The following is a 22,469-nucleotide window of genomic DNA, read 5'->3' on the forward strand; positions in this document are numbered from 1 at the left end:
AGAGAACAAGTGGCAAGTGAAAATGGACAGACAGCAGACCGACTACCGCCTGATGGTGTTCTGCGATGGCCGCTTGGCACGCTCGGTGGAGCTGACCGTCAGGGGGCGGATCGTCAAGCTGTATGGCGGGATCTACTGGGAATCGAACAGGAACAGCGACATGTATTGCTCGACGGCTCTCCAGTTGGCGGGGGGATCAATACGTATGCCTATGTCGAGGGGAACCCGGTCAGCATGATCGATCCACTTGGCTTGATCGGGTACCTGTGTCAAAAGGGAAACAATGTTGGTATCTCGATTCCAATCAACTTCCAGGGTGCAAACTCCGCACAGATATCGCAGGCAACGAGGGCGATCGAAAGCGCCTGGAGTGGCAAGATCGGGGCCTACAACGTAAAGACAACAGTGAAGTCCATTCCGGTTTGGCACACCGCCACGACTAACGGAATCGCCATCCGATCCGGAACACGCGAGTCGTATGTGCAGATGCCTTGGGCCAACGAGGGAGTCTGGTATATGCCCGGCCAGTGGGGCGACGCGACATTGGCTCACGAGTCAGGTCACTTGTTGGGTTTGGCTGACTATGGGACCGGAATCATGGGCAGAGATCTCAGTGTCCCGTGTCCGAGCAGAACATACAGGATCTCCTCGACCCTTCAAATGAGGCCATAATCCGTGTCTGTCAATGTAGTAACTAGAATTTCATTCTCCATGGTTCTGCTGGCGATGCTCGGCTGTCAGGCGACCGAAGGTAACACCACACTCAGCCATCGATATGGGATATGCGCCAACCTCCCAGTTGGTGTTGAGTTTCGAAAGGTCGCACCCGGACCTGACTTTGATCTTGGGGTTCTGGAGTCTGAGGGGCATTACGCGGAAGTCTTCATCGGACGTCACCCAAAGTTCTCTCATCGCGTCATCAAGAGGGGCGTAACCGCTACAGATGGATTCGAGCTTTTGGGCCAGGAGTCCGGCGATGGCGTGAAAAGAATGCTGTACGCATATAATCGCGGTGACCTTGAAGGTCCGAGTTACGTCATGTTCATGGCCGTCGATATCCGGCCGATGAAGAAAATTCTGAATGCAAAGAATTTTCTCGTGAGTTGCAGATAAACAGAATTTCGCAGGCCTTGCCGCTACTGTACTCTTTGCCCGAGTTTCAAACCTTTCAGTTCGATCGAGAAAAAGATAACGGCCGAATGCAGAAAATACGGCACCGAAATCGGCGGTCTCAACTTGTAAGTGCGACACGTGATCTGAATGTCTGCAGTTCGGTATTAATGGCCTCTGCAGGTGTCTTCCAGCCCAGCGTCTGACGCGGTCGGGTATTCATCAACCACGCTACATGGTTGAGATACTCCTGGCTGGCCATGGAGAGATCCGCGCCCTTGGGCAGAGACTGGCGCAGCAAGCCATTGATGTTCTCGTTGCTTCCACGCTGCCATGGCGGCTGCAGTTGCGAGCAAGTACCCGTTACAGCTAGCTTCTCGGCACACCTCGCTAACCGCCATGCTCAGCTCGACCTGCTTGAGCGCGTACGCAATCTGCTCCTCGGTGAAACGGGACTTCTTCATCGCCTGATTCCTCGTGATCCACGGGGCCCATGCGGGGCGAAGTCTCTACTTTACGGTGGCCCTGTTTTCTGGGGGTGGGTCAAACTTCAACTCAGTCACAGGTCTGACTAAAGGAATCCGGAACATGCTACGAGGAAATGCTAAGTTGTCGGACGCGAACGAAGTCGCAAAAGGGATAAAAGATAACGTAACGGACCCTGCATCGCCCTGCGATTGTGGAGAGTAAAAATTATGAAAACACTTTTCTGGCTTGGCATGGCATTTCTATTGATGCTTCCGGTGAACTTCCTCGTGGTGACTATTGGCAGAATTCTGTCAGGCGAGGCCTGGGGAGAGAAGGACATGGTAGGTCTTGGCATGGCGATATTCGGAGTAGCGGCGGCCGTCATTCTGTATAGACGGCGCTCGCTCGGAAGCTCTCGACGACAAGGCAATCGTTGACGCTGATGTCAGTCGTCCGCTGTGTCGCCTTTTCCTTACGCCGCGTACCGGATGTATTGCTCGACGGCTCTCCAGCAGGCGCTGGCAGGGCCACCGACCTGCGAGAACCTATCCGGCGATGTCCGTGATGCCTCAACCACCCCCAAACAACTTCTGCGCACTCTGGAACAGGATCCAGCTCGTCGCGATGAACTTGTCGCCGCCCTGCGGCCGATTGCCGCGATGGGTGTGGGTGAAGGCGGTCGGGGCGATCAGCAGGCTGCCGGTACGCGGTGCGATCTTGCGGCCCTGGAACAGGAACTCGGTTTCGCCTTCGTCGAATCCATCGTTGAGGTACAGCGTCCACAGTACATGCCGGTGCAGCGTTTCGGCCTGCGCATCCTTCGGGTACAGCTCGCAGTGCCAGTACGGGTAACCGCCCTCGCCTGCGGCATACCACTGCAGGTTGATCGCGCCCGGGCGCAGGCAGGTGCGCGCCAGGTCGGCCAGCTGCTGCTCCGGCATGTCGGGGAAGTCCTCGGCCGACAAGCGTCGCGGCTGACCGTCGCTGTCCTGGATCTGCAACATCAACGGTGCGATCAGCGCCTGTGGATAACGGCGTAGATAAGTCAGCAGGCCCTTGAACACGGCCTGCTGCAGCTGTACGTCGACGTCCTGCCAGCCCTCCAGGCCACTGATGCGCAGGTCCTTGCTGTGCTTGAGTTCCGGGAACACGCCGCTGCCGACGGCACCTGGCATCAGGCCGCGGGTGGCACGCAGGCGCTCGACGATGGCAGCACAGACCTCCGTGGGCACCGCGTTGTGGATGACTTCGATGAAATCGACCGGGCCCTGCTCGTGCATGCGTGCATTCCTTCGGCGGCAAGGGCTTGATGGTGCCGTTTGCCGCCGTCGGTGTCACCCCACGGTCATGTCATCGAACTGCCATGAGCGTGGCCGCAGTGCGCCGCTCAGGCCTGTGCGGCGTCGTGCTGGTGGTGGTAGCGCACCGCCTCGGCCACTTCCTCGCGCGAGCCGAGAAACACCGGCACGCGCTGGTGCAGCTGGTCGGGCTGGATGTCGAGGATACGCTCGCGGCCGGTCCAGGCGGCACCGCCGGCCTGCTCGACCAGCAGGCCCATCGGGTTGGCTTCGTACATCAGGCGCAGCTTGCCGGCCTTGGACGGATCCTTCCGGTCCCACGGATAGATGAAGATGCCACCGCGCGTCAGGATGCGATGCACATCGGCCACCATGCTGGCGATCCAGCGCATGTTGAAGTTCTTGCCACGCGCACCTTCCTTGCCGGCCAGCAGATCGCCGACATAGGCCTGCATCGGTGCTTCCCAGTGGCGCTGGTTGGACATGTTGATGGCGAATTCCTGGGTGGCCGCCGGAATCTGCATGTTCTCGGTGGTCAGCACGAACTCGCCCTTCTCGCGATCCAGGGTGAAGGCATGCGTTCCGTGGCCCACGGTGAGCACCAGCTGGGTGCTCGGCCCGTAGATGCAGTAGCCGGCCGCGATCTGCTTGCTGCCCGGCTGCAGGAACGCGTCATCGCCCGGCAGTTCGACGTTGGTCGGGCAGCGCAGCACCGAGAAGATGGTGCCGACGGAGACGTTGACGTCGATGTTGGAGCTGCCATCGAGGGGATCGAACAGCAGCAGGAAATCGCCGCGCGGGTAGATGTCCGGCACCGGCTGGCTGTGGTCCATTTCCTCCGAGGCGCAGGCGGCGAGGTGGCCACCCCAGGCGTTGGCTTCGAGCAGGATCTCGTTGCTGATGACATCCAGCTTCTTCTGCGCCTCGCCCTGCACGTTGCCGGTACCGGCGTCGCCGAGCACGCCGCCGAGGGCGCCCTTGCTGACGGCGATGGAGATGCTGGTGCAGGCGCGGGCGACGACCGCGATCAGCTGACGCAGGTCGGCATTGATGCGGCCGGCGTGCTGTTCCTGGATCAGGAAGCGGGTCAACGAGGTACGGGACATGGGCGGACAGGTCTCGGCAGCGGGAAAACGCCTATTGTCGCCCGTCTGGCCGCTGCGTGCGTGAGCGCGGGAAGGCGTAATCGTTTCCAGATGCGCTCGTAGCGCCTTCCTTTTGTCGAGGCTCGTGGGAAGGGGAGGCGATGCAGGACACGCTGCAAAAACAAAGGCGCCTTCCGGCGCCTTTGTCTTCAAGCCACTGGAGCGTGGGTTCAGCCCTTGGCCACGGTGGCCACGGCCTTGGCGACATACTCCAGGTTGTTCTGGTTCAGCGCAGCCACGCAGATGCGGCCAGTGCCGACGGCGTAGATGCCGAACTCGTCGCGCAGGCGCTCGACCTGCTCGCGGCTCAGGCCGGAGTAGGAGAACATGCCCGCCTGCTCGTTGATGAAACCGAACTGCGGGGCGCCGGCGGCCGCCAGCTTCTCGACCAGGCCCTGACGCAGCGCGTGGATGCGTTCGCGCATCTCGGTCAGCTCCTGCTCCCACATCGCACGCAGTTCCGGGTTGGTCAGTACACCGGCCACCAGCGCTGCACCGTGGGTGGAGGGGCTGGAGTAGATGGTGCGGATCACGCGCTTGACCTGCGACTGCACGGCCTTGGCGTCGGCGGCGGTCGGCGCCACCATCGACAGTGCACCCACGCGCTCGCCGTACAGCGAGAACGACTTGGAGTACGAGTTGGCGACGATGAAGCTGTCGATGCCGGCTTCGGCGATGATGCGCACGGCGGCGCCATCCTGCTCGATGCCCTTGTCGAAGCCCTGGTAGGCCATGTCGATGAAGGGGAACAGCTGGCGGTCCTTGAGCAGCTGCGCGACCTGCGTCCACTGCGTGACCGTGAGGTCGGCACCGGTCGGGTTGTGGCAGCAGGCGTGCAGCAGCACCACGCTGCCCGGCTGCAGCTTCTGCAGGTCGGCCAGCATGCCGTCGAAGTCGACACCGTGGGTCGCGGGATCGAAATAGGTGTAATCCACTACCTCGAAGCCGGCGGCACTGAACACCGCGCGGTGGTTTTCCCAGCTCGGGTTGCTCAGCGCGACGGTGGCGTGCGGCAGCAGCTTCTTGAGCACGTCGGCGCCGACGCGCAGCGCACCGCTGCCACCGACGGTCTGTGCGGTGGTGACGCGACCTGCGGCCAGCAGCGGCGAATCCTTGCCGAACACCAGCTCACGCGTCGCCTGCGTGTACGCCGGAAGGCCGTCGATCGGCAGGTAGCCGCGCGGTTTGGCTTCGGCGGCGAGCTGCTGCTCGATCTGCTTGACGGCGCGCAGCAGCGGAATGCGGCCGCTCTCGTCGTAGTAGATGCCCACACCCAGGTTGACCTTGGTCGGGCGGCTGTCGGCGTTGTATGCCTCGGTCAGGCCCAGGATCGGGTCGCCTGGGACCAGTTCCACGTTTGCAAAGAAGGACACGGCGGTACTCGTTCGGTAGACGGAAAGGGGGAGGAATTGCGCCACGCGGCTTGCGGCATTTCGGCCGAAAACGGCCCATCGTAACAAAGCCTGCCGGGGCTGGCCGCCACCATCGTCATCCGCGGCCCCGTACCATGGCGTGCGTTGCCGACCGATCCATCAAGCTGAATCATGAATCCTCCCGCACGCCGCAATCGCCTGCCCCTGTCTGCCCTGCTGCTGTCGCCGCTGGTCGCGATGGCGGAGCCGTCCACGACCGCCCTGCCCCCGGTGCAGGTGCAGGCAGCCCGTGTGCAGGGGATCGATCCGTTCGCCCTGGCCGCCAGCCAGGACACGGTCTGGATCGATGCTGACCGCGCCGGCACCGGGGCGCAGCTGTCCGAAGCATTGGGCGGGGTGCCGGGCCTGCTGGCCCGCGACCGGCAGAACTTCGCGCAGGACACCCAGCTGTCGATCCGGGGCTTTGGCGCCCGCTCGACGTTCGGCGTACGCGGGGTACGCGTGCTGATCGACGGTGTGCCGGCAACCATGCCCGATGGGCAGGGCCAGCTGTCGCACGCCAGCCTGCTGGGTGCCGAACGCGTGGAGGTGCTGCGTGGACCGTTCTCGGCGCTGTACGGCAATTCCTCCGGTGGCGTGCTGCAGGTGTGGAGCGCGCAGGGCCGGGCGGGCGACCCGTGGCGGCTGCGGCTCAGCGCGGGCGCGGACACGACCCTGAGCGTGGGTGCGCAGCTGCGCGGCGCGGGTCAGGTGCTGGACTACAACATCGCGGCCAACCACTTCTGTACCGATGGCTGGCGCGACCACAGCCGTGCCCGGCGCGAATCGCTCAACGCCCGCGTCGGCGGCGAACTGGCAGGCGGGCGGCTGGAGCTGCTGCTCAACGCGCTGGATGCGCCCGATGCGCAGGATCCGCTGGGTCTGACCCGCGCGCAGGTCGCGGCCGACCCGCGCCAGGCCACCGCCGTCGCTCATCAGTACAACACCCGCAAATCAGTGCGCCAGCAGCAGGCCGGCCTGCGCTGGAGCCGCGAGGCCGGCGCGCAGCGGTGGCAGCTGATGGGCTATGCCGGCCAGCGCTCGGTCACCCAGTATCTGGCGATCCCGCCGACGGCCCAGGCCAACCCGTTGCATGCCGGCGGTGTGATCGACCTGGACAGTGGTTATGGCGGCCTGGACGCGCGCTGGAGCTGGCAGGGCGAGGTGGCCGGCCGACCGCTGGACCTGGTCGCCGGGCTCAGTGCGGACCGCCAGCGCCAGCAGCGCACCGGCTACGAGAACTTCGTCGGCAGCACGCTGGGCGTGCGCGGGCGCCTGCGCCGCGACCAGATCGACATCGTGCAGAACGTAGACCAGTTCGCCCAGGCCTGGTGGCAGTGGAGCCCGCGCTGGTCGCTGCTGGCCGGCGTGCGGCACAGTGCCGTGCGCTTCGAATCGGACGACCGCTACATCACCGACCGCAACCCGGACGACAGCGGCCACCGCCGCTACCGGGCCACCACACCCGTGGCCGGGATCAGCTTTGAAGCCCACCCGCAGTGGCGCCTGCATGCCGCCGTGGGCCGTGGCTTCGAGACACCGACCTTCAATGAACTGGGCTATCGCGCCGACGGCCAGGCCGGGCTGGCGCTGGATCTGGCGGCGGCGCGCAGCCGCACGCTGGAGATCGGCAGCAAATGGCATGCACAGGATGGAATGCAGCTGGATGCAAGCCTGTTCCGTGCAGATACCGACGACGAGCTGGCCGTCGCCAGCAATATCGGTGGCCGCAGCACCTACCGCAACATCGGCCGTACGCGGCGCCAGGGCATCGAACTGCAGTACCGGCAGCCGCTGGCCGAGCAGCTGGAACTGCAGCTGGCCTGGACCTGGCTGCAGGCACAGGTGCGGTCGCCCTATCTGACCTGTGCCGGCAGCGGCTGCCGTGTGCCCGATACCCGCGTGGATGCCGGTAGCCGCCTGCCGGGTGTTCCACGCCAGCAGGCCTTCGCCCGCCTGCAGTGGACGCCTGCGGACTGGCAGTGGGCGGTGGAGGCCACCGCGAGCAGCGATACCGTGGTGAATGACCTCGCCGACGAACGCGCGCCGGGTTACGCCCTGCTGCATCTGGAAGGGGGCCGCCAGTGGCGGCTGCCCGGAGGCGAGCTGCGTGCCTTCGCCCGGCTGGAGAACGTGCTTGACCAGGCCTACATCGGCTCGGTCATCGTCAACGATGGCAATGGCCGCTACTACGAGCCCGGCCCGGGCCGCCGTGCCAGTGTCGGCCTGCAGTGGTCATGGCGCTGACCTGACCGGCGGCGCCTGCGGGACGTCAGTCGGGCGCCTTGGCCGGCACGAACGGTGAGGTCGGGTCGCTGGCCGGGAACGTTTCCTCCAGCGCCTCGTCCTGGTTGTCGCTGGCGTGCTGCTTGCGTTCGCGTCGCTTGAGCGGGCTCTCCTGCCCTCCCCGATGGCGGTCGCCGCCGTCCTTGCGGTCCAGCGCGGCCTGTTCAGCCTCGCGCTTCACCGGCAGATGCTCGCCGGACTGTGCGGCGTCGAAGAAGGGCGCGCCCGTGCCACGGAAGTCGGCATCATCGTTGTCGTGCTTGCCGCGCTGCTCGCCGGGAATTGGCGCACGGTTCTCGCGGAGCGGGTCTCGGGAGGTCTCTCGGCTCATGATCAGGTACCTGCGCATGGGGAGGACCACTACACCGCCACCGAGGTAAAGGCACCGCGAACCCTGCGTCATGAACATCTCTGTCACGGCTGGATAACGCTGCCGCCGGTATTCCTGCCCACCCGACCCGCTGCAGGAGCCGGTCATGCCCCGCCTGGAACGCCCCGCCCCGTCCGTGTTCAACGCCCTGCTCGATCCGCTCGGCCAGCGCACCGCGCAGCGCCGGACGCGTCGCCACGAAGATCCGCAGGCCGTGGCCCAGGATTACCTCCAGTACATGCTCAGCGATTACGAGGAACGCCGTGGTCACGGTCATCGCAACTGGCGTGACCTGTGCCCGGTGTATGCCTTCGCACTGACCACACATGCGGCGGACTGGCCGCGTGGGGATGCGGCCGATACCTGCGAGGAGCTGGCCGAGCATTGGGAACAGATGCGAGGGCAGTCGCGACTGGGCTGGTCGCAGGCGCGGCCGGTGGTGGAAGACGCATGGCGCGCGCTGGATCATATTCCGGCAGCGGCGGTAAGACCCCTGCTGCAGTGACCTGGCCGGGATGCTGCGCGCCGACCCGGCGTGCACGGCATCGACACGGGTGGTTTACACCCGGCACCGGAAGCTGACGGTCCTGCTCAAGCACAGGTGCGCGCATGGCCCGCCCGATCTGGACCGGAACACTCTCCTTCGGCCTGCTCAACGTGCCGGTGTCGCTGATGTCCGGCGAACGCAAGGTCGATCTGCAGTTCCGCATGCTCGATTCGCGCGACCGCAAACCGATCCGCTTCGAACGGGTCAACGCCGATACCGGTGAGGAAGTTCCGTGGAAGGACATCGTCAAGGCCTACGAGTACGACAAGGGCAGTTACGTCGTGCTGGAGGAAGGCGACATCCGTTCGGCGGCGCCCGAAAGCCATGAGACCGTGGAGGTGGAGACCTTCGTGGACGCGGCGCAGATCGATCCGCGCTACTACGAAAAGCCCTATCTGCTGGTGCCGGGCAAGAAGGCCGAGAAGGGCTATGTACTGCTGCGCGAGACGCTGCGCAGCACCGGCAAGGTCGGCATTGCACGGGTGGTCGTGCGTACCCGCGAGTATCTTTGCGCGGTGATGCCGCACGAGCACGCCCTGGTGCTGATGATCCTCCGCTATCCGCAGGAGCTTGTCGATCCGGAGGACCTCAAGCTGCCCACCGGCACCCTGTCCGAGTACCGCATCACCGGCAAGGAAACGGCGATGGCCGAGCAGCTGATCGAGTCGATGGCTGGCGACTGGGATCCGTCGCAGTATCACGACGAGTTCCGCGAGCGCCTGCAGCAGGTGCTCAACAAACGGATCAAGGCCAAGGGGGGCACCACCCGGGTGGACGAAGAGCCTGCACCGCGCGAGGACGCCACCACCAACGTGGTCGATTTCATGGCCCTGTTGCAGAAGAGCCTGGATGCGAACAAGCGAACCCCCGCGAGCAAGACGACCGCGCGCAAGGCGCCGGCGAAGAAGGCGGCCGGCAAGACAGGCAGGAAGACCGCGAAGAAGGCAGCGAAGAAGGCCGCGCCACGGCGCAAGGCAGGGTGATCCATGTCGCTGCATCAGTACCGGCGCAAGCGTCGGCTCGGCGGCGGCAACGGGCAGACGCCGGAACCGGACGACCAGCCGGCGCCGGGTGATCCGAAGCGGCGGCCGATCTTCGTCATCCAGCTGCACCACGCCAGTTCGCGCCATTTCGATTTCCGCCTCGAAATGGACGGCGTGCTCAAGAGCTGGGCGGTGCCCAAAGGGCCATCGCTGCGCGTTGGCGAGAAGCGGCTGGCGGTGGAAGTGGAAGATCATCCCCTGTCCTATGCCGGCTTCCAGGGCGATATTCCCGAGGGCCACTACGGTGCCGGTCACGTGGAGGTCTTCGACCACGGCACCTGGGCATGCGCGGGTGATCCACTGCAGGCGCTGGCAGCGGGCAAGATCGATTTCGTCCTGCATGGCCAGCGGCTGGCCGGGGGATGGAAACTGGTGCGGACCGCGATGAAGGGACGCCAGGTGCAGTGGCTGCTGATCAAGCGCGAAGACAGCGAGGCCCGCGACGCAGAGGCCGACGACCTGCTGCACGCGCCATTGCGTGAACACCCCGGGAGCGCGAAGAAGATGACGGACAGGAAGACACGCAAGGCGGAGTCGCGCTGGCACGCGCGCGCGCTGAAACTGCAGGGCGCCCGCGACCGCCCGTATCCGCGTGCATTCAAACCACAACTGACCGACCACCGCGATGCCGCGCCCGATGGCGATCGCTGGCTGCACGAGATCAAGTGGGATGGCTATCGCCTGCTGGCCGATCTGCACGACGGTGAAGTGACGCTCCGCTCGCGAAACGGGCTGGACTGGACCGGGGACTTCCCTGAAGTCGTGCGGGCCGTGCAGGCGCTGCCGGTTGGTGACGCGCGCCTGGACGGTGAACTGGTAGTGCTCGACGAGAAGGGGCGCAGCGATTTCGCCGCCCTGCAGCGGGTCATCGATGGCAGCTCGAAGGCGCCGCTACGCTACCTTCTCTTCGACCTGCCCGGTGTGGCGGGAGTGGACATCAGCGCGGCACCGCTGATTGAGCGCAAGACGCTGCTCAAGGCGTTGATCGGCGATACGCTCGGAACGCTGGCGTTCAGCGATCACGTGCTCGGCCATGGGCCGCAGGTCTTCGCTGCCAGTGGTAAGGCCGGGTATGAGGGCATCGTCAGCAAGCAGGTGGACGCGCCCTACGTCAACGTGCGTGCGCGCAGCTGGGTAAAGGTCAAGCATGAGGACACCGATGAGTTCCTGATCGTCGGCCATACCGCGCCGAAGGGCTCGCGCGTGGGGTTTGGATCGTTGCTGCTGGCAACTCCCGACAAGGACGGCCTGCGCTACGTGGGTCGCGTCGGCACCGGCTTCGACGATGACAGCCTGCGCGCGCTGGCGCGGACGCTGAAGCCGTTGGCGGTGGAGGACGCTGCGGTGGCGCTGCCCGCGCACGTCCCGTTCCGCGCCGCCAGCGTGCACTGGGTGAAGCCAGTGAGGGTGGCCGAAGTGGCCTTCCGTGGCTGGGGCAAGGAGGGGCTGCTGCGCCAGGCCAGCTTCAAACGGCTGCGCAGCGACAAGAGCGGCGAGGATCTGGCCATGCCTGCAAAGACCACGAGCAGCAATGACGCGGTTGCCATCAGCCACCCTGAGCGTGTGGTCTTCGCGAAGAAGAAGATCCGCAAGGGCGACGTGGCCGACTACTACCGGCAGATGGCGCGCTGGATCCTGCCCGGGATCGTGGGCAGGCCCCTTTCGCTGCTGCGCTGCCCTGATGGCGCGGGCAAGGCCTGCTTCTTCCAGAAGCACCACGGCCCGGGCCTGGGCGACGCCGTGCATGCGGTCCCCCTGCAGCAGAAGAGCGGTCGCGAGGACTACGTCTACATCGACGATGTACGCGGCCTGCTGCAGCTGGTGCAGATGAACACGCTCGAGCTGCATCCCTGGGGCGCCACGGTTGCCGATCCCGAACATCCAGACCGGCTGGTATTCGATCTGGACCCCGGTGAGGGCGTCGGCTGGAACGAGGTCAAGGCCGGCGCGCGCGACGTGCGCGACCGGTTGCAGGAGATCGGCCTGCGCAGTTTCGTGCGGCTGTCCGGCGGCAAGGGCGTGCATGTGGTGGTCCCCCTGCAGCCCGCCGCCGACTGGGAACAGGCCAAGGCATTCTGCGAGGCCTTCGCGCAGGCGATGGCACAGCAGGCGCCCGAACGCTATGTGGCAACGATGAGCAAGGCCAAGCGCGGCGGTGTGATCTTCATCGATTGGTTGCGCAATACGCGTGGCGCGACCAGCGTCTGCTCCTGGTCGCTGCGCGCCCGCGAAAGTGCGGGCGTGGCGGTGCCGCTGCGCTGGGAAGAGCTTGCGCGGATCAAGGCGGCCGACGCCTTCCCGCTCGACAAGGCGCTGGCGCGGGCCAAGCGCCTGAAGGCCGATCCGTGGCAGGGCATCGATGCGGTGAAGCAGACCCTGCCGCCGCTCGATCTGTAGGGCCGGGGCATTGGCCACGGCCCTGCAGCGGCGGGCTCAGAAGTCCGCGCGGATGCCGAAGGTGATGCGACGGCCGGAGAACTCGTACTGGGTCGGGAAGGCCTTGTCGATGGTGTAGCCGGTGGTCTTCTCGTCGAGCAGATTGATCGCCTCCAGGTTCAGCTTCCAGGTGTCGGTGAGGCGGAACCCGATAGAGGCATCGAGCTGGCCATAGGCATCGCGGTAAACCGGATACATGTTCAGATGGATGTACTCGACGTATTTGTCCTTGTAGTTGTACGAGGCGCGCGCGCTGAAGCGATCGTTCTCGTAGTACAGGGTGAAGTTGTACGCCTTCTCGGCCAAGCCTTCCGGCGGCGTCGGGATATCCAGGTCGGATGCACCGGTCAGCGAATTGTCGAGCTGGGTGTAGTTGGCATTGATGCCCCAGCCTTCCAGCGCCGGGTGCAGCATCGACAGCGGCAGCTGCGCGACCAGCTCCACGCCGGTGACCTTGTACGAGCCATCGGCGTTGACCGGCTGGTAGACCTCGAAGTCGTAGTAGCCGTCCAGCGAACCGTTGGCGTTGAGTTTCTCCACGTTCGGCACGATGCCGGTCAACGACTGCCGCACTACGCCGTCGATCTTCTTGGAGAAGTACGACGCGGCCAGCAGGCCACCGTTCTGCAGGTACTTTTCCAGGCCCACTTCCCACTGCCTGGCGGTGGTCGGCTTCAGTGCCGGGTTGCCGTCCATGAAGCGGAAGCTGCTCCAGCTGACGGTGCGGCGGTAGGCAATGTCGGTCAGCGACGGACGCATCAGCGTTTCCGAGGCAGCACCGCGCAGCACCAGGCCGTCGGCGATCTCGGCGGTCATGTTGAAGCTGGGCAGGATCCTGCTGTAGTCGCCGCTGCTCGAAATCGGCGTCGGCGTGTAGCCGTTGCTGCCATCGGCGTTCTGCACCGGATGGAAGCCTGACGAATCGACGTCGGTGTCGATCGAACGCACGCCGAGGTTGGCGTACACCGGTACCTGTCCGATATCGAAGTAGAGATCGGCCATGGCGTACAGCGCCAGGGTCTTCTCCTTCACCTCGTAGTACTGGCCCGGATCGATCGGGGTTTCATAGCCGGGGTAGCGGAACGTAGCGCGCGCATAGGCGTTGGAAACCTGCTGCCAGTCCAGGTCGCTCGGGCGATACGCACCACCCGGTGCCAGCTGGCTGATCCACACCGGGTTGCTGTCGGCCAGCGTGCGCGTATTGACCCACGCGGCGCTGCCGGCGGCCGGGCCCTGGATCTTGCCGCTGCCGAACGCGCGTTCCTTGGTCTTGTCGGTGTAGCGCGCGCCGAACTGCACGCCGCTCAGTGCCGGGAAGAAGGCCAGGTTCATCTGCCGCCTCAGGTCGAGCTGCGCGGCGTACTTGTCATCCTTCACCTTCTCCAGCTCGGTTTCGTACGCTTCGAACAGGTACTTGTCCGCGGCGTTGTACATGTCGAAACCGCCGGTTGTGCTCGGCACGGTCTCGCCGCCGTTGCGGGTCCAGCGCGTGCGCGACGGCGCGTAGGCCACGTGCTTGAGGTTGGCGTAGTCCGAGTCCTTGCGCGCGCCGGAGTAGCCGACCAGCGCGTCGATGTCCCAGTTGCCCACCTTCCAGTCCAGTGTGCTGCTGAACTGACGGTAGTCGGTATCGGCGTTGCGTTCCTTGCTCAGGATTTCGTGCTGGGTGGCGGTGTAGGACACGTCCTTCAGCACGGTGATGCCGTAGGCCGACAGCGTGTCACGGTCGTAATCGTGGATGGTGTCCAGCGTGCTGCGGCTGGAGGCCGAGTACGCTGCGGCATCGTACTCGTCCTCGTGCGTGTCGTAGCCGCCGAGCATGGCGTCGAAGCTGAGCGAGAACGTGTCGCTGGGCTTGAACTGCAGCGAGGCGGTGGCGCCCCACTGGTCCTGCTCGTTGAGGTAGACGCGGTCGCCGACCTTGTCCTGGAAGACAATCCGGCTGGTTTCATCCTTGTCCATCCGGTTGCTGACGACGATGCCGGCATCGCGCGCCAGCACCGCGGCGGCCTGCGAACCGCGCGTACCCGACGCCTCCAAGAAGCGGCCCATGGGACGGAAGTTGATGCCTGAGTTGGAGTCGGTGCGGTTGCTGCGCTTGGCCTTGGAGAACGACACCAGGCCGCCCCAGTCGCCCCAGGTGTCACTGGCAAGGAAGGAGATCTTCGGATCGATCTTGCCGTTGATCGAGTTGTGCGAAGCTTCGGCCGACGCACTGAACTTCGGCTCGGGGAAGTCGAATGGCTTGGCCGTTTCGATGTAGACCGAGCCGGCGATGCCGCCTTCCTCATCGGCGGCGGTCGGCGACTTCTGCACGGTCACCGTCTGCACGACGTCCGAGGCGAAGATGTCGAACTGCACGTCGCGTCCGCCACTGCCGGAGGCCGTCGCCAGGTTGTTGATCGAGACCAGGGTGAACTCGCTGGGCAGGCCGCGCACGCTGACCCTGCCGCCCAGGCCCTTCTTGCGTTCGATGGTGACGCCCGGCATGCGCTGCAGCGCTTCGGCGAGATTCTGATCGGGAAAATCGGCCACGTCGGTGGCGACGATCGAGTCGGAGAAGCCGATGTTGGCGCGCTTCAGGTCGACGGCGCGCTCCAGGCTCCGTGCATAGCTGCCGGTCACGGTGACCGTGTCCAGCTGCTGCAGCTGTTGGCGGGTATCGCCTTCGATCGCCTCCTCGGCCATCGCTTCGACGGGCAGCACGGCCAGGCCGCCGATCAGCACCGCATGCACGGCGCGGGACAACAGCTTCGCTTGGGAGGCCGCGGCGGCGGCCTCCCGGGTCTGGTAACGCATCGGATGATTCCCCGGTTCCCTGTGGTGTCTTACGCCGCGCCTGTTCCCGGGGTTCCGTGGGTACAGGCCCCTGCGCCGCGTTGCCGACGTTCGGCGGGCACCGAGCCTAGGGGGAGATTGTTAAGCCCGTGTTGCGCTGCGTGAGGGCCGGCGTCCGAACCCCCATCCCAGCAGCAGCTGCACCGGCAGTGATACCAGCAGGCCGATGACGAACCAGCGTGGGAAATCCGCGCCGAGCGTCCACAGGCCGTAGCCTGCGCCCAGCACCAGCAGCGACCAGATCGAGGTGCCGTGCGCGCGCGTCCAGCAGGGCGCGTAGTAGGTGGCGAAGGCGATCGCGGCGATGCCGCCGAGCACGGTGAACGCCAGGTCCCAGCCCAGCTGCGCTTCGCTGCCGGGATGCAGGCCGAGCAGTGCAGGCAGCCAGCCACCGGCACTGGTGACCAGGGCAAGCGCGAGCAGCGCGCCAGCCAGGGCGACGACGGAAAGAAAGACAGTCTTGAGCATGCCGGGCATGGCCGCATTGTACGGCCGGACCGGCAGGGTGATGGCTTACAGCAGCTGCCTCAGCATCGCCTTCAGGCGTCGCCCTTCCTGCTGGAAGTAGTCGCGCTGCTCACGCCAGGCCGGGAACCGTTGCTCGACCTCCTGCCAGAACGCCGGCGAGTGGTTGGGCTGGATGAGGTGGCAGAGCTCATGCACCAGCACATACTCGAATGCCTGCGGACGCCCCAGGACCAGCGCAAGATCCAATGCCATGCTGCCATCGGGAGCCAGCGAACCCCACTGCGAGGACATCACCTTCAAGCGCAGGCGGCTGGGTGCCCGTGGCAGGCCGGGCAGGTAGCGCGGCAGCCAGCGGCCCACGTCGGCGCGGGTCTGCGCCTCGAAGAACTCGCGCAGCAGACGGCGCAGGGTCGCGTCACCGGCACGGGTCGGCCACTGCAGGCAGGCGCCGTGCTCGTCGATGTCCAGGCGTGCGTAGCGGCCTTCCTGCCAGCGCAGCGGCAGCAGCTCCCCGCGCAGGGGCAGCACTCCGTCCACGCCGGGCTGCAGCGGTGCGGGCAGGCCCTGGCCCTGGTACTGGCGCAGCTGCAGTGCCAACCAGTCGCGATGCTGCTCCAGGAAACGTTCGCCCATCACCAAGCTGGCGCGCGGCGGCAGGGTCAGGCGCGCGCCGCGTTCGTCGACGCTGAGCTTGATGCGGCGCGCGCGCGGATCGCGTACGCGCAGCACGTCGATCTCGGCATCCTCCAGGCGCAGGCGAACGGTATCGCGCTGCACGGTGGCGGGCGGTGTGGGCGAGATCAGGCGGCGCAGCAGGCGGCTCATGCAGCCAGCATAGCGCCGCTTCGGGCCGCTGGATGACCGGCGGCCCACGCGGTGCCTGTTCAGTCAGCCTTGCTGAGCTTGAACGCCTCTTCCAGCAGCAGGAACAAGCGGCGGATCTCGGCGCTCTGCAGGGCGAACCGTGCGTCGAACTCGGCGCGCCGGCCCTCCTCGTCGGCATGCTCGAGCTGGTCCAGGGCGCCGTCGAGGAACTTCAGCTTGCGCACGATCAGGTCGTCGCCGATGACGAAGGACAGGTTGTCTTCGAAGATCAGCGCCAGCTTGGTCACCTGCTTGCCGGCGTCCAGGTGCTTGTCGATCTCGTCGCAGCGCAGCTCCTGGTGCTGGCACTTGACCACCGCACCGCCCTCCACCGGATCCTTCATCTCGCACTCCTCGCCCAGGCTGAGCCCGGTCGGCAGCGGTTCGCCGGCGATCCAGCCGGTCAGGATCGAACGCGGCGCGACTTCGGCGTTCAGCGGCATTGCCGGGAAGCTGCCGAGCAGGCCACGGATGTCGGACATGAAGTACTCGCCGGTCTTGCGGCTGGACGTATCCACCGCGACGTAGCCGTGCTGCAGGTCGATGAAGGCGTCGTTGCGCGAGGACTTCACGAAGGCGCGCGGCAGCAGTTCATGCAGCAGGTCGTCCTTCATGCGCTTGCGTTCGCGGCCGCCGGGGCGCCGGCCTTCCTTCTCCTCGATCTCCTCCAGCTTGCGCTCGAGCAGGTCGTTGACCACGGCTGCCGGCAGGATCTTGTCCTCGCCGCCAACCGTCAGCCACAGGTGCTCGGCGATGCGGTGCGAGAGCAGTTCCTTCTCCTCGCGGCCGAACGGTGAAATGAAGCCGCGCGAATTCATCTCCAGCGCGCCGACCGGCTTGAGCACGGCGTGCGGCAGCAGCGTATCGATTTCAGAAAAATCAGTGGCGGTCGGGAAACGGAAGAACGTCAGGTTGCGAAAGAACATGGATTTCCGGATGGCAAAGAGAAAGGGCGACCGACCTTATGCGGTGGGCGTCTCGGGATCTGCGTCGGCGTCGACCGGGGTACCGGCCAGCCAGGCATGGGCATCGGGCAGCGGTGCGTCATCGCGACGGCCCAGCGCCATGAAGTCGAACAGGGACGTGTCGGCCAGCTGCGAGGGCCGGACCTGGCCCATGGCGCGCGCGATCTGCTCGATGCGGCCGGGGTGGTCCCTGTCCCATTGCTTGAGCATCAGGCCGACCTGGCGGCGCTGCAGGTTTTCCTGGCTGCCGCACAGGTTGCAGGGAATGATCGGGAACCGGCGTGCCTGCGCGTACGCGACGATGTCGCTTTCGCGCACGTAGGCCAGCGGCCGGATCACCACGTGCCGGCCGTCATCGCTGCGCAGCTTCGGCGGCATGCCCGACAGCTTGGCGTGGTGGAACAGGTTCATGAAGAACGTGGCCACCATGTCGTCGCGGTGGTGGCCGAGCGCGATCTTGGTGAAGCCATGGGTCTCGGCATGGTGGTACAGCGCGCCGCGGCGCAGGCGCGAGCACAGCGAACACATCGTCTTGCCTTCCGGAATCACCCGGCTGACCACCGAATAGGTGTCCTGCTCGATGATGTGGTACGGCACGCCGAGCCCGGCCAGGTACTCCGGCAGCACATGCTCGGGGAAGCCCGGCTGCTTCTGGTCCAGGTTCACCGCCACCAGTTCGAACGGCACCGGTGCCTTCTTCTGCAGCTGCACCAGCATGTCCAGCAGGGTATAGCTGTCCTTGCCGCCGGACAGGCAGACCATGATCCTGTCGCCGGCCTCGATCATGCCGAAGTCGGCGATCGCCTCGCCCACCTGGCGGCGCAGGCGCTTGGCCAGCTTGTGCTGCTCGCGCTCGGCCACGCGCGGATCGCGGGGCGCGCGCGGCAGGGGATCGGGAAGGGAGATCACGGCACTCATGCCTGCCATTCTACCGGCTTGGAGCGGCCCCGGCCGGGGAACGGTCCGGCCCTCTCCCGGTGGTCATCATCGCTGTGTATGCTCGGAGGCCGTGGACACCTACAGCCCCGCCGAGATCGCCGAACGCCTCGCCGCCCTGCGCGCCGAGCACCGCCTGCTGGATGAACAGATCACCCGCATGGCGGCCAATGGCGAGGACGAGCTCGAGTCCAAACGCCTGAAGCGGCGCAAGCTGCAGCTGAAGGACTGCATCACCCGGCTGGAAAGCCTGCAGATTCCCGACGAGCCGGCGTGAGCCGGGTTCAGGTGGGTGCCCACCTTGGTTGGCCTCTGCCCTGGTAGGTGCCAACCTGGGTTGGCACGACTGGAAGGTGTGTGGACCAAGGTCCACACCCACCGTAGGACCCGGCGCGACCTTCAATCCTGCGGCGCTGGCTCGTCCGGGCGTGCGGCTTCCGGGCTGACCCGCTCGATGGTGTGGCGCAGTTCGCGACCGAGGATGAACTTGGCGTCCTTGGCCCAGGCATCCAGGCGCTGGTCGAACAGCAGCTTGCTGTTCTCGTCGGGCCATACCAGGCGCAGTTCGCGCAGCTTCTGGATGAAGCTGCGGAACAGGGCCTTGTCGAAGAACTCCGGTGCCGCCGGCGCGTAGAGCAGGCTCAGGCGCTGTGCGGCCTGCTGGCACAGGCTTTCCAGTTCGGCGGCGCCGAGCGTGCCCGGCCCGTTCTTCACCAGCACCGAAATGGCGATGTAGTAGCGCTCGAAGGCCTGCTGCAGCGAGTGGCCGATCGCACGCAGGCGGAACACTTCGTCGGTCTGCCCGGTGTTGCGGGCAAGAATGCCGCCATCGTCCTCGTTGACGTTCTGCAGCAGTCCCTCACGCACGAACACGTCGATGGTCTGGTCGATGCGCTGGGCGAACTCGTCCTCGGTCCACGGCAGGAACAGCTCGGCCTGCAGGAACGGGTAGACGGTGCGGCCCAGCTGGACCAGGCCGGTGCGGCTCATGCGGCGGTTGTTCTGGAAACAGCACGCCACCCACGAGGAGGCGGTGAACAGGTGCAGCACGTTGTTGCGGAAGTAGCTCAGCAGCACCGCGGTGTCGCCGCTCACACTGAGCACGTCGCCCAGCGGGTGCTTGATGCGGGTGAGGACGTTGATCTCCTCGGCGTGGGCGATGATCCGCTCCGGCGAATGCGGAGTCACCGTCACCCGGTCCGAATACGGCATCTCGACCAGCAGGGTCTTGCACAGTTCGATCTGCGCGATCAGGTCCGCCTCGCCCATTGCATGCTTGGGCGTGGACAGCAGGGCCAATGCCAGCAGATTGATCGGGTTGACGTCCGCCGCACCATTGATGCGTTCCTGGATGCGCTCGGCCAGTGTATCGACAGTGGTCGACAGCCATGCCGGCTTCTCGTCTTCCGGCACCGCCTCACCCTTCCACTCCGGCGCCTTCTCGGCCAGCACGTCGTTCAGCGCGATCGGCTCGCCGAAGTTGACCACCACCTGCCCGTAGTTCTGCTTGAGCACCTTGGGGATGCCCCACAGCAGCTGCCAGATCGATTCCTTTTCCTTCGGTCGGCCGGAGAGTTCGTCCAGGTAGCTGCCGCCTTCCATCAGCTTCTCGTAGCCGATGTAGACAGGCTGGAACAGCACCGGCTTGCGCGGCTGGCGCAGGAAGGCACGCAGGGTCATCGAGATCATGCCGCCCTTGGGCTGCAGCAGGCGGCCGGTACGCGAACGGCCGCCCTCGACGAAGTACTCGATGGAATAGCCACCGGCCACCAGCTGCGCGACGTACTCGCTGAGCACCGCCGAGTACAGCGCGTTGCCGCGGATCGAGCGGCGGATGAAGAACGCGCCGCCCTTGCGCAGCAGCGTGCCGACCACCGGCAGGTTGAGGTTGATGCCGGCCACGATGTGCGGCGGCACGATGCCGCGGTCGTACAGCAGGTAGGACAGCAGCAGATAGTCCATGTGGCTGCGGTGGCTGGGCACGTACACCACTTCATGGCCCGGCGCGGCCGCCTTGAACTTGTCCAGATGGTGAACCAGCACACCGGCATAGATCCGGTTCCAGACATGGCTGAGCATGAAGCTGGCCGAGCGCACCACCGGGCTGGAATAGTCCGCAGCGATTTCCCAGGCGTAGGCATGCGCCTTCTTCCAGGCATCGGCCGGCTTGGAATTGTCGCGCTTGGCCTGCGCGGCGATCGCTTCGCGTACCGGCTCGGCGGCCAGCACCTGGTCCACCAGCAGGCGGCGGGTGGAAAGGTCCGGGCCGATCACCGATTCGCGGATACGGCGGAAATGGGTGCGCAGCACGCGTTGCAGCTTGCGCACCGTACGTTCGGGCTCCAGGCCCTCGTCGACGGTGGAGCGCAGCGAAATCGGCGGAGCGAAGCGGACGATGGTGCTGCGGCCGTTGAGCAGGACCGCCAGCAGGCGGCGGAAACGGCCGACCAGCGCCCAGTTCTCCGAGAACAGTACGGCAAACCACCCGCTCTGCTTGTCCGGCGCGCGGCCGACGAAGATCGACACGGGCACCAGGTGCACGTCCAGATCCTCATGCACGCGATGCGCCTGCAGGACCTTGGCCAGCGAATCGGAATGGGTCTTGGCGCCACGCTGTTCCGGAATCAGCGAGTTGCTGGAACTGCGCCGCGACAGCGCCAGGTAGGCGCGTTTGCGACCGGTCGGGTCGCCGGCCAGCGGCACCAGCGGTGACGGCAGGCCCGCCTGGCGGCACGCCTTGTCCAGGATCAGCGCATTGGACAGCCCGTAGTCTTCCAGCACGTACATCACCGGACGGCCATCGTTGTACTGGCCCGGATCCTCAGGTTCGATCTTCAGCGACAGCCACGGCTCGACCAGGCGGCCGAGCAGCCGTGCCCACAGCGGGCGGCGGCCGGGAGGACGGGCGTGCAAGGGCGGCGGCACCGGATTCGGGCCGGTACTGGTCGAGGGGGACGCCAGCGCCGTTTCGGCGGGCGTCGACTGGGATTCTTCGCCGGGGAACGGCAGCGGGTTCTGTTTCGACATCGGCGCCATTATGGCTTAGGCGGCGGCATTGCCGCTTCTTCGCCTGCATCGGCGGGTTCGGCCGGGGCGGGCGCGGCTGCCGCACCGGCCGCGTCGGCCTGGCGCAGTATCGCGTCGGTATCGGCCAGAGTGCGGGTCAGGTACCAGTGACCTTCGCGCCGGCTCAGCGGCAGCTGCAGGGCCAGCTCGCGCCCGGCCAGGTCGTATTGCAGGCGGACCAGCGCGTTGTCGCCCTCCAGTGACAGCACTTCGCCGCGGATGCTGCGCAGGGCTTCGTCCACCCCCAGCCCGTAGCTGGCCAGCACGGCCTTGAGCGTGTGGATGAACGGCGCCAGCTGCTGCAGGCTGCCCTCCATCCCCGCGGCCTGCAGGCCGGCATCATCCTCGAAGCCGACCTGGGTGGCGGCGCCGACGAGCGCGGCGATGCTGCTGCGCGCCCGTGCGCGATCGCTGATCGGTGCGCCCTGCGCCCAGCCGGACAGGGCCTCCACCAGGGCGATGTAGTGGGCCTGCTGGCTGGGCGTGTATCCCTTCTGATGGCGCAGGTACTGCACCCCGAAGTTGCCCATCGACTGCGCGGCCTGGCGCACCGCGCCGGACTGCCCGGCCAGCTGGCGGTCGAAACTGCGCTGCAGTTCGGCGCTGGCGCCGGGCCTGCGCAGGGCGGCCAGCATCGGCAGCAGCTGGTCACCCAGCGGCAGTTCGGTCAGCGGCCATTGGCTGTGTCCGTCCGCCCAGGCCTGCTGCAGCCGCTGGTACTGGCTGGGGGGCACCGACAGCTTCGCGTAGCCGAGCAGATCGTCCTCGGCCAGACGCTGCGCCATCGCCTGCACGGCGGCCACCGGTTCGGCTGCCGGTCGGGCCGGATCACTGCCTGGCTCGCGGCACGCGGCCACGGCCAGCAGCACCATGGCCGCCAGCCCCCACCCTCGTGCAGACTTCGTTCGCACTACCGTGCTCATGCCTTCGGACTCCCCGGACCGGTCCGCATCTTGCGGCCTGCAAGGTGACAGCGGCAAGCCGGGACGTCACGGTTTCCAGCCAAGGGGGTCAGATCCCCTCTGCTGCGGCAGAAGGGATCTGACCCCAGCGCCGCCACCGGGATAAAAAAAGAGCCCGGATCACGGGGATCACAGGCTCCTCAAGCCGGCTCGAGGCCGGAGGACAGTGTTGTGGCGCAGGCCCGGTCCGAAGACCGGATGGCGCGATCCTACGCCGCCGCACAACTTAAGGCAACACATGATGTAATGTTATTC

Annotated in this window: 17 protein-coding genes and 3 pseudogenes; 7 read left to right on the top strand and 13 right to left on the bottom strand. The window is 66.0% G+C overall.

The window, feature by feature from the left end; genetic code table 11:
• Both AC5P5M_RS14245 and AC5P5M_RS14250 read left to right on the top strand, forming a co-directional pair.
• Positions 1 to 238 (top strand): annotated as a pseudogene (locus AC5P5M_RS14245) (hypothetical protein); the annotation flags it as partial.
• Between the two features lie 473 nt (positions 239 to 711).
• On the top strand, positions 712 to 1,113 hold the full coding sequence (locus AC5P5M_RS14250; RefSeq protein ID WP_495206051.1) for a hypothetical protein: 402 nt from the start codon (positions 712 to 714) through the stop codon (positions 1,111 to 1,113).
• Between the two features lie 118 nt (positions 1,114 to 1,231).
• Here AC5P5M_RS14250 and AC5P5M_RS14255 read toward each other — a convergent pair.
• The 5 genes and pseudogenes from AC5P5M_RS14255 to AC5P5M_RS14275 form a co-directional block, all read right to left on the bottom strand.
• A pseudogene (locus tag AC5P5M_RS14255) lies at positions 1,232 to 1,447 on the bottom strand (transposase); the annotation flags it as partial.
• 37 nt (positions 1,448 to 1,484) lie between these two features.
• Positions 1,485 to 1,574, bottom strand: a pseudogene (locus tag AC5P5M_RS14260) (transposase); the annotation flags it as partial.
• Positions 1,575 to 2,147: 573 nt separating this feature from the next.
• On the bottom strand, positions 2,148 to 2,858 hold the full coding sequence (locus AC5P5M_RS14265) for a 2OG-Fe(II) oxygenase (protein ID WP_074902476.1): 711 nt from the start codon (positions 2,856 to 2,858) through the stop codon (positions 2,148 to 2,150).
• A 107-nt stretch (positions 2,859 to 2,965) separates the two neighbouring features.
• The gene (locus AC5P5M_RS14270) at positions 2,966 to 3,982 is read right to left on the bottom strand and encodes a class 1 fructose-bisphosphatase (protein WP_053516088.1); all 1,017 of its coding nucleotides are present in this window, start codon (positions 3,980 to 3,982) and stop codon (positions 2,966 to 2,968) included.
• Positions 3,983 to 4,191: 209 nt separating this feature from the next.
• Positions 4,192 to 5,394: an amino acid aminotransferase gene (locus AC5P5M_RS14275; RefSeq protein WP_053516086.1), complete on the bottom strand. Its 1,203-nt coding sequence runs from the start codon at positions 5,392 to 5,394 to the stop codon at positions 4,192 to 4,194.
• Between the two features lie 171 nt (positions 5,395 to 5,565).
• On the opposite strand from AC5P5M_RS14275, the gene AC5P5M_RS14280 reads away from it, so the two are divergent.
• Positions 5,566 to 7,680: a TonB-dependent receptor family protein gene (locus AC5P5M_RS14280; protein WP_495206052.1), complete on the top strand. Its 2,115-nt coding sequence runs from the start codon at positions 5,566 to 5,568 to the stop codon at positions 7,678 to 7,680.
• A 25-nt stretch (positions 7,681 to 7,705) separates the two neighbouring features.
• Here the strand turns inward: AC5P5M_RS14280 and AC5P5M_RS14285 are convergent, their stop codons facing one another.
• Positions 7,706 to 8,050: a hypothetical protein gene (locus tag AC5P5M_RS14285; RefSeq protein WP_065182172.1), complete on the bottom strand. Its 345-nt coding sequence runs from the start codon at positions 8,048 to 8,050 to the stop codon at positions 7,706 to 7,708.
• 145 nt (positions 8,051 to 8,195) lie between these two features.
• Here AC5P5M_RS14285 and AC5P5M_RS14290 point away from each other — a divergent pair, with 145 nt between their 5' ends.
• The 3 genes from AC5P5M_RS14290 to ligD all read left to right on the top strand — a co-directional run bounded on the left by AC5P5M_RS14290 (position 8,196) and on the right by ligD (position 12,076).
• Positions 8,196 to 8,594, top strand: coding sequence for a hypothetical protein (locus tag AC5P5M_RS14290; RefSeq protein ID WP_053516083.1), 399 nt, complete (start codon positions 8,196 to 8,198; stop codon positions 8,592 to 8,594).
• 104 nt (positions 8,595 to 8,698) lie between these two features.
• Positions 8,699 to 9,619, top strand: coding sequence for a non-homologous end joining protein Ku (ku, locus tag AC5P5M_RS14295; RefSeq protein WP_053516081.1), 921 nt, complete (start codon positions 8,699 to 8,701; stop codon positions 9,617 to 9,619).
• A 3-nt stretch (positions 9,620 to 9,622) separates the two neighbouring features.
• On the top strand, positions 9,623 to 12,076 hold the full coding sequence (gene ligD, locus AC5P5M_RS14300) for a DNA ligase D (protein WP_495206053.1): 2,454 nt from the start codon (positions 9,623 to 9,625) through the stop codon (positions 12,074 to 12,076).
• A gap of 36 nt (positions 12,077 to 12,112) precedes the next feature.
• Here the strand turns inward: ligD and AC5P5M_RS14305 are convergent, their stop codons facing one another.
• From AC5P5M_RS14305 to ttcA, 5 genes are all read right to left on the bottom strand, one after another.
• A complete protein-coding gene (locus tag AC5P5M_RS14305; RefSeq protein WP_495206054.1) occupies positions 12,113 to 14,914 on the bottom strand; it encodes a TonB-dependent receptor in 2,802 nt (933 codons plus the stop codon).
• Between the two features lie 120 nt (positions 14,915 to 15,034).
• Complete coding sequence (locus AC5P5M_RS14310; RefSeq protein ID WP_495206055.1) at positions 15,035 to 15,430, bottom strand: hypothetical protein; 396 nt, start codon at positions 15,428 to 15,430, stop codon at positions 15,035 to 15,037.
• A gap of 36 nt (positions 15,431 to 15,466) precedes the next feature.
• Positions 15,467 to 16,246 (bottom strand): M48 family metallopeptidase, encoded by a 780-nt coding sequence (locus AC5P5M_RS14315; protein WP_053516073.1) that lies wholly within the window; start codon positions 16,244 to 16,246, stop codon positions 15,467 to 15,469.
• Between the two features lie 59 nt (positions 16,247 to 16,305).
• Positions 16,306 to 17,211 carry a recombination-associated protein RdgC gene (locus tag AC5P5M_RS14320; protein WP_065174082.1) on the bottom strand — a complete coding sequence of 302 codons (906 nt, stop codon included), beginning with the start codon at positions 17,209 to 17,211 and terminating at the stop codon, positions 16,306 to 16,308.
• Between the two features lie 36 nt (positions 17,212 to 17,247).
• Positions 17,248 to 18,168, bottom strand: coding sequence for a tRNA 2-thiocytidine(32) synthetase TtcA (gene ttcA, locus AC5P5M_RS14325; RefSeq protein WP_181452149.1), 921 nt, complete (start codon positions 18,166 to 18,168; stop codon positions 17,248 to 17,250).
• 91 nt (positions 18,169 to 18,259) lie between these two features.
• Between ttcA and AC5P5M_RS14330 the strand changes: the two genes are divergently transcribed.
• A complete protein-coding gene (locus tag AC5P5M_RS14330) occupies positions 18,260 to 18,463 on the top strand; it encodes a YdcH family protein (protein WP_053516066.1) in 204 nt (67 codons plus the stop codon).
• 122 nt (positions 18,464 to 18,585) lie between these two features.
• Here the strand turns inward: AC5P5M_RS14330 and plsB are convergent, their stop codons facing one another.
• Positions 18,586 to 21,222 (bottom strand): glycerol-3-phosphate 1-O-acyltransferase PlsB, encoded by a 2,637-nt coding sequence (gene plsB, locus AC5P5M_RS14335; RefSeq protein WP_495206056.1) that lies wholly within the window; start codon positions 21,220 to 21,222, stop codon positions 18,586 to 18,588.
• Positions 21,222 to 22,175: a hypothetical protein gene (locus AC5P5M_RS14340; RefSeq protein WP_495206057.1), complete on the bottom strand. Its 954-nt coding sequence runs from the start codon at positions 22,173 to 22,175 to the stop codon at positions 21,222 to 21,224. Before AC5P5M_RS14340 ends, plsB begins: the two co-directional genes overlap by 1 nt.
• Positions 22,176 to 22,469: the final 294 nt, after the last annotated feature.

Source organism: Stenotrophomonas sp. YJH_SMC_106-19 (assembly GCF_059368375.1).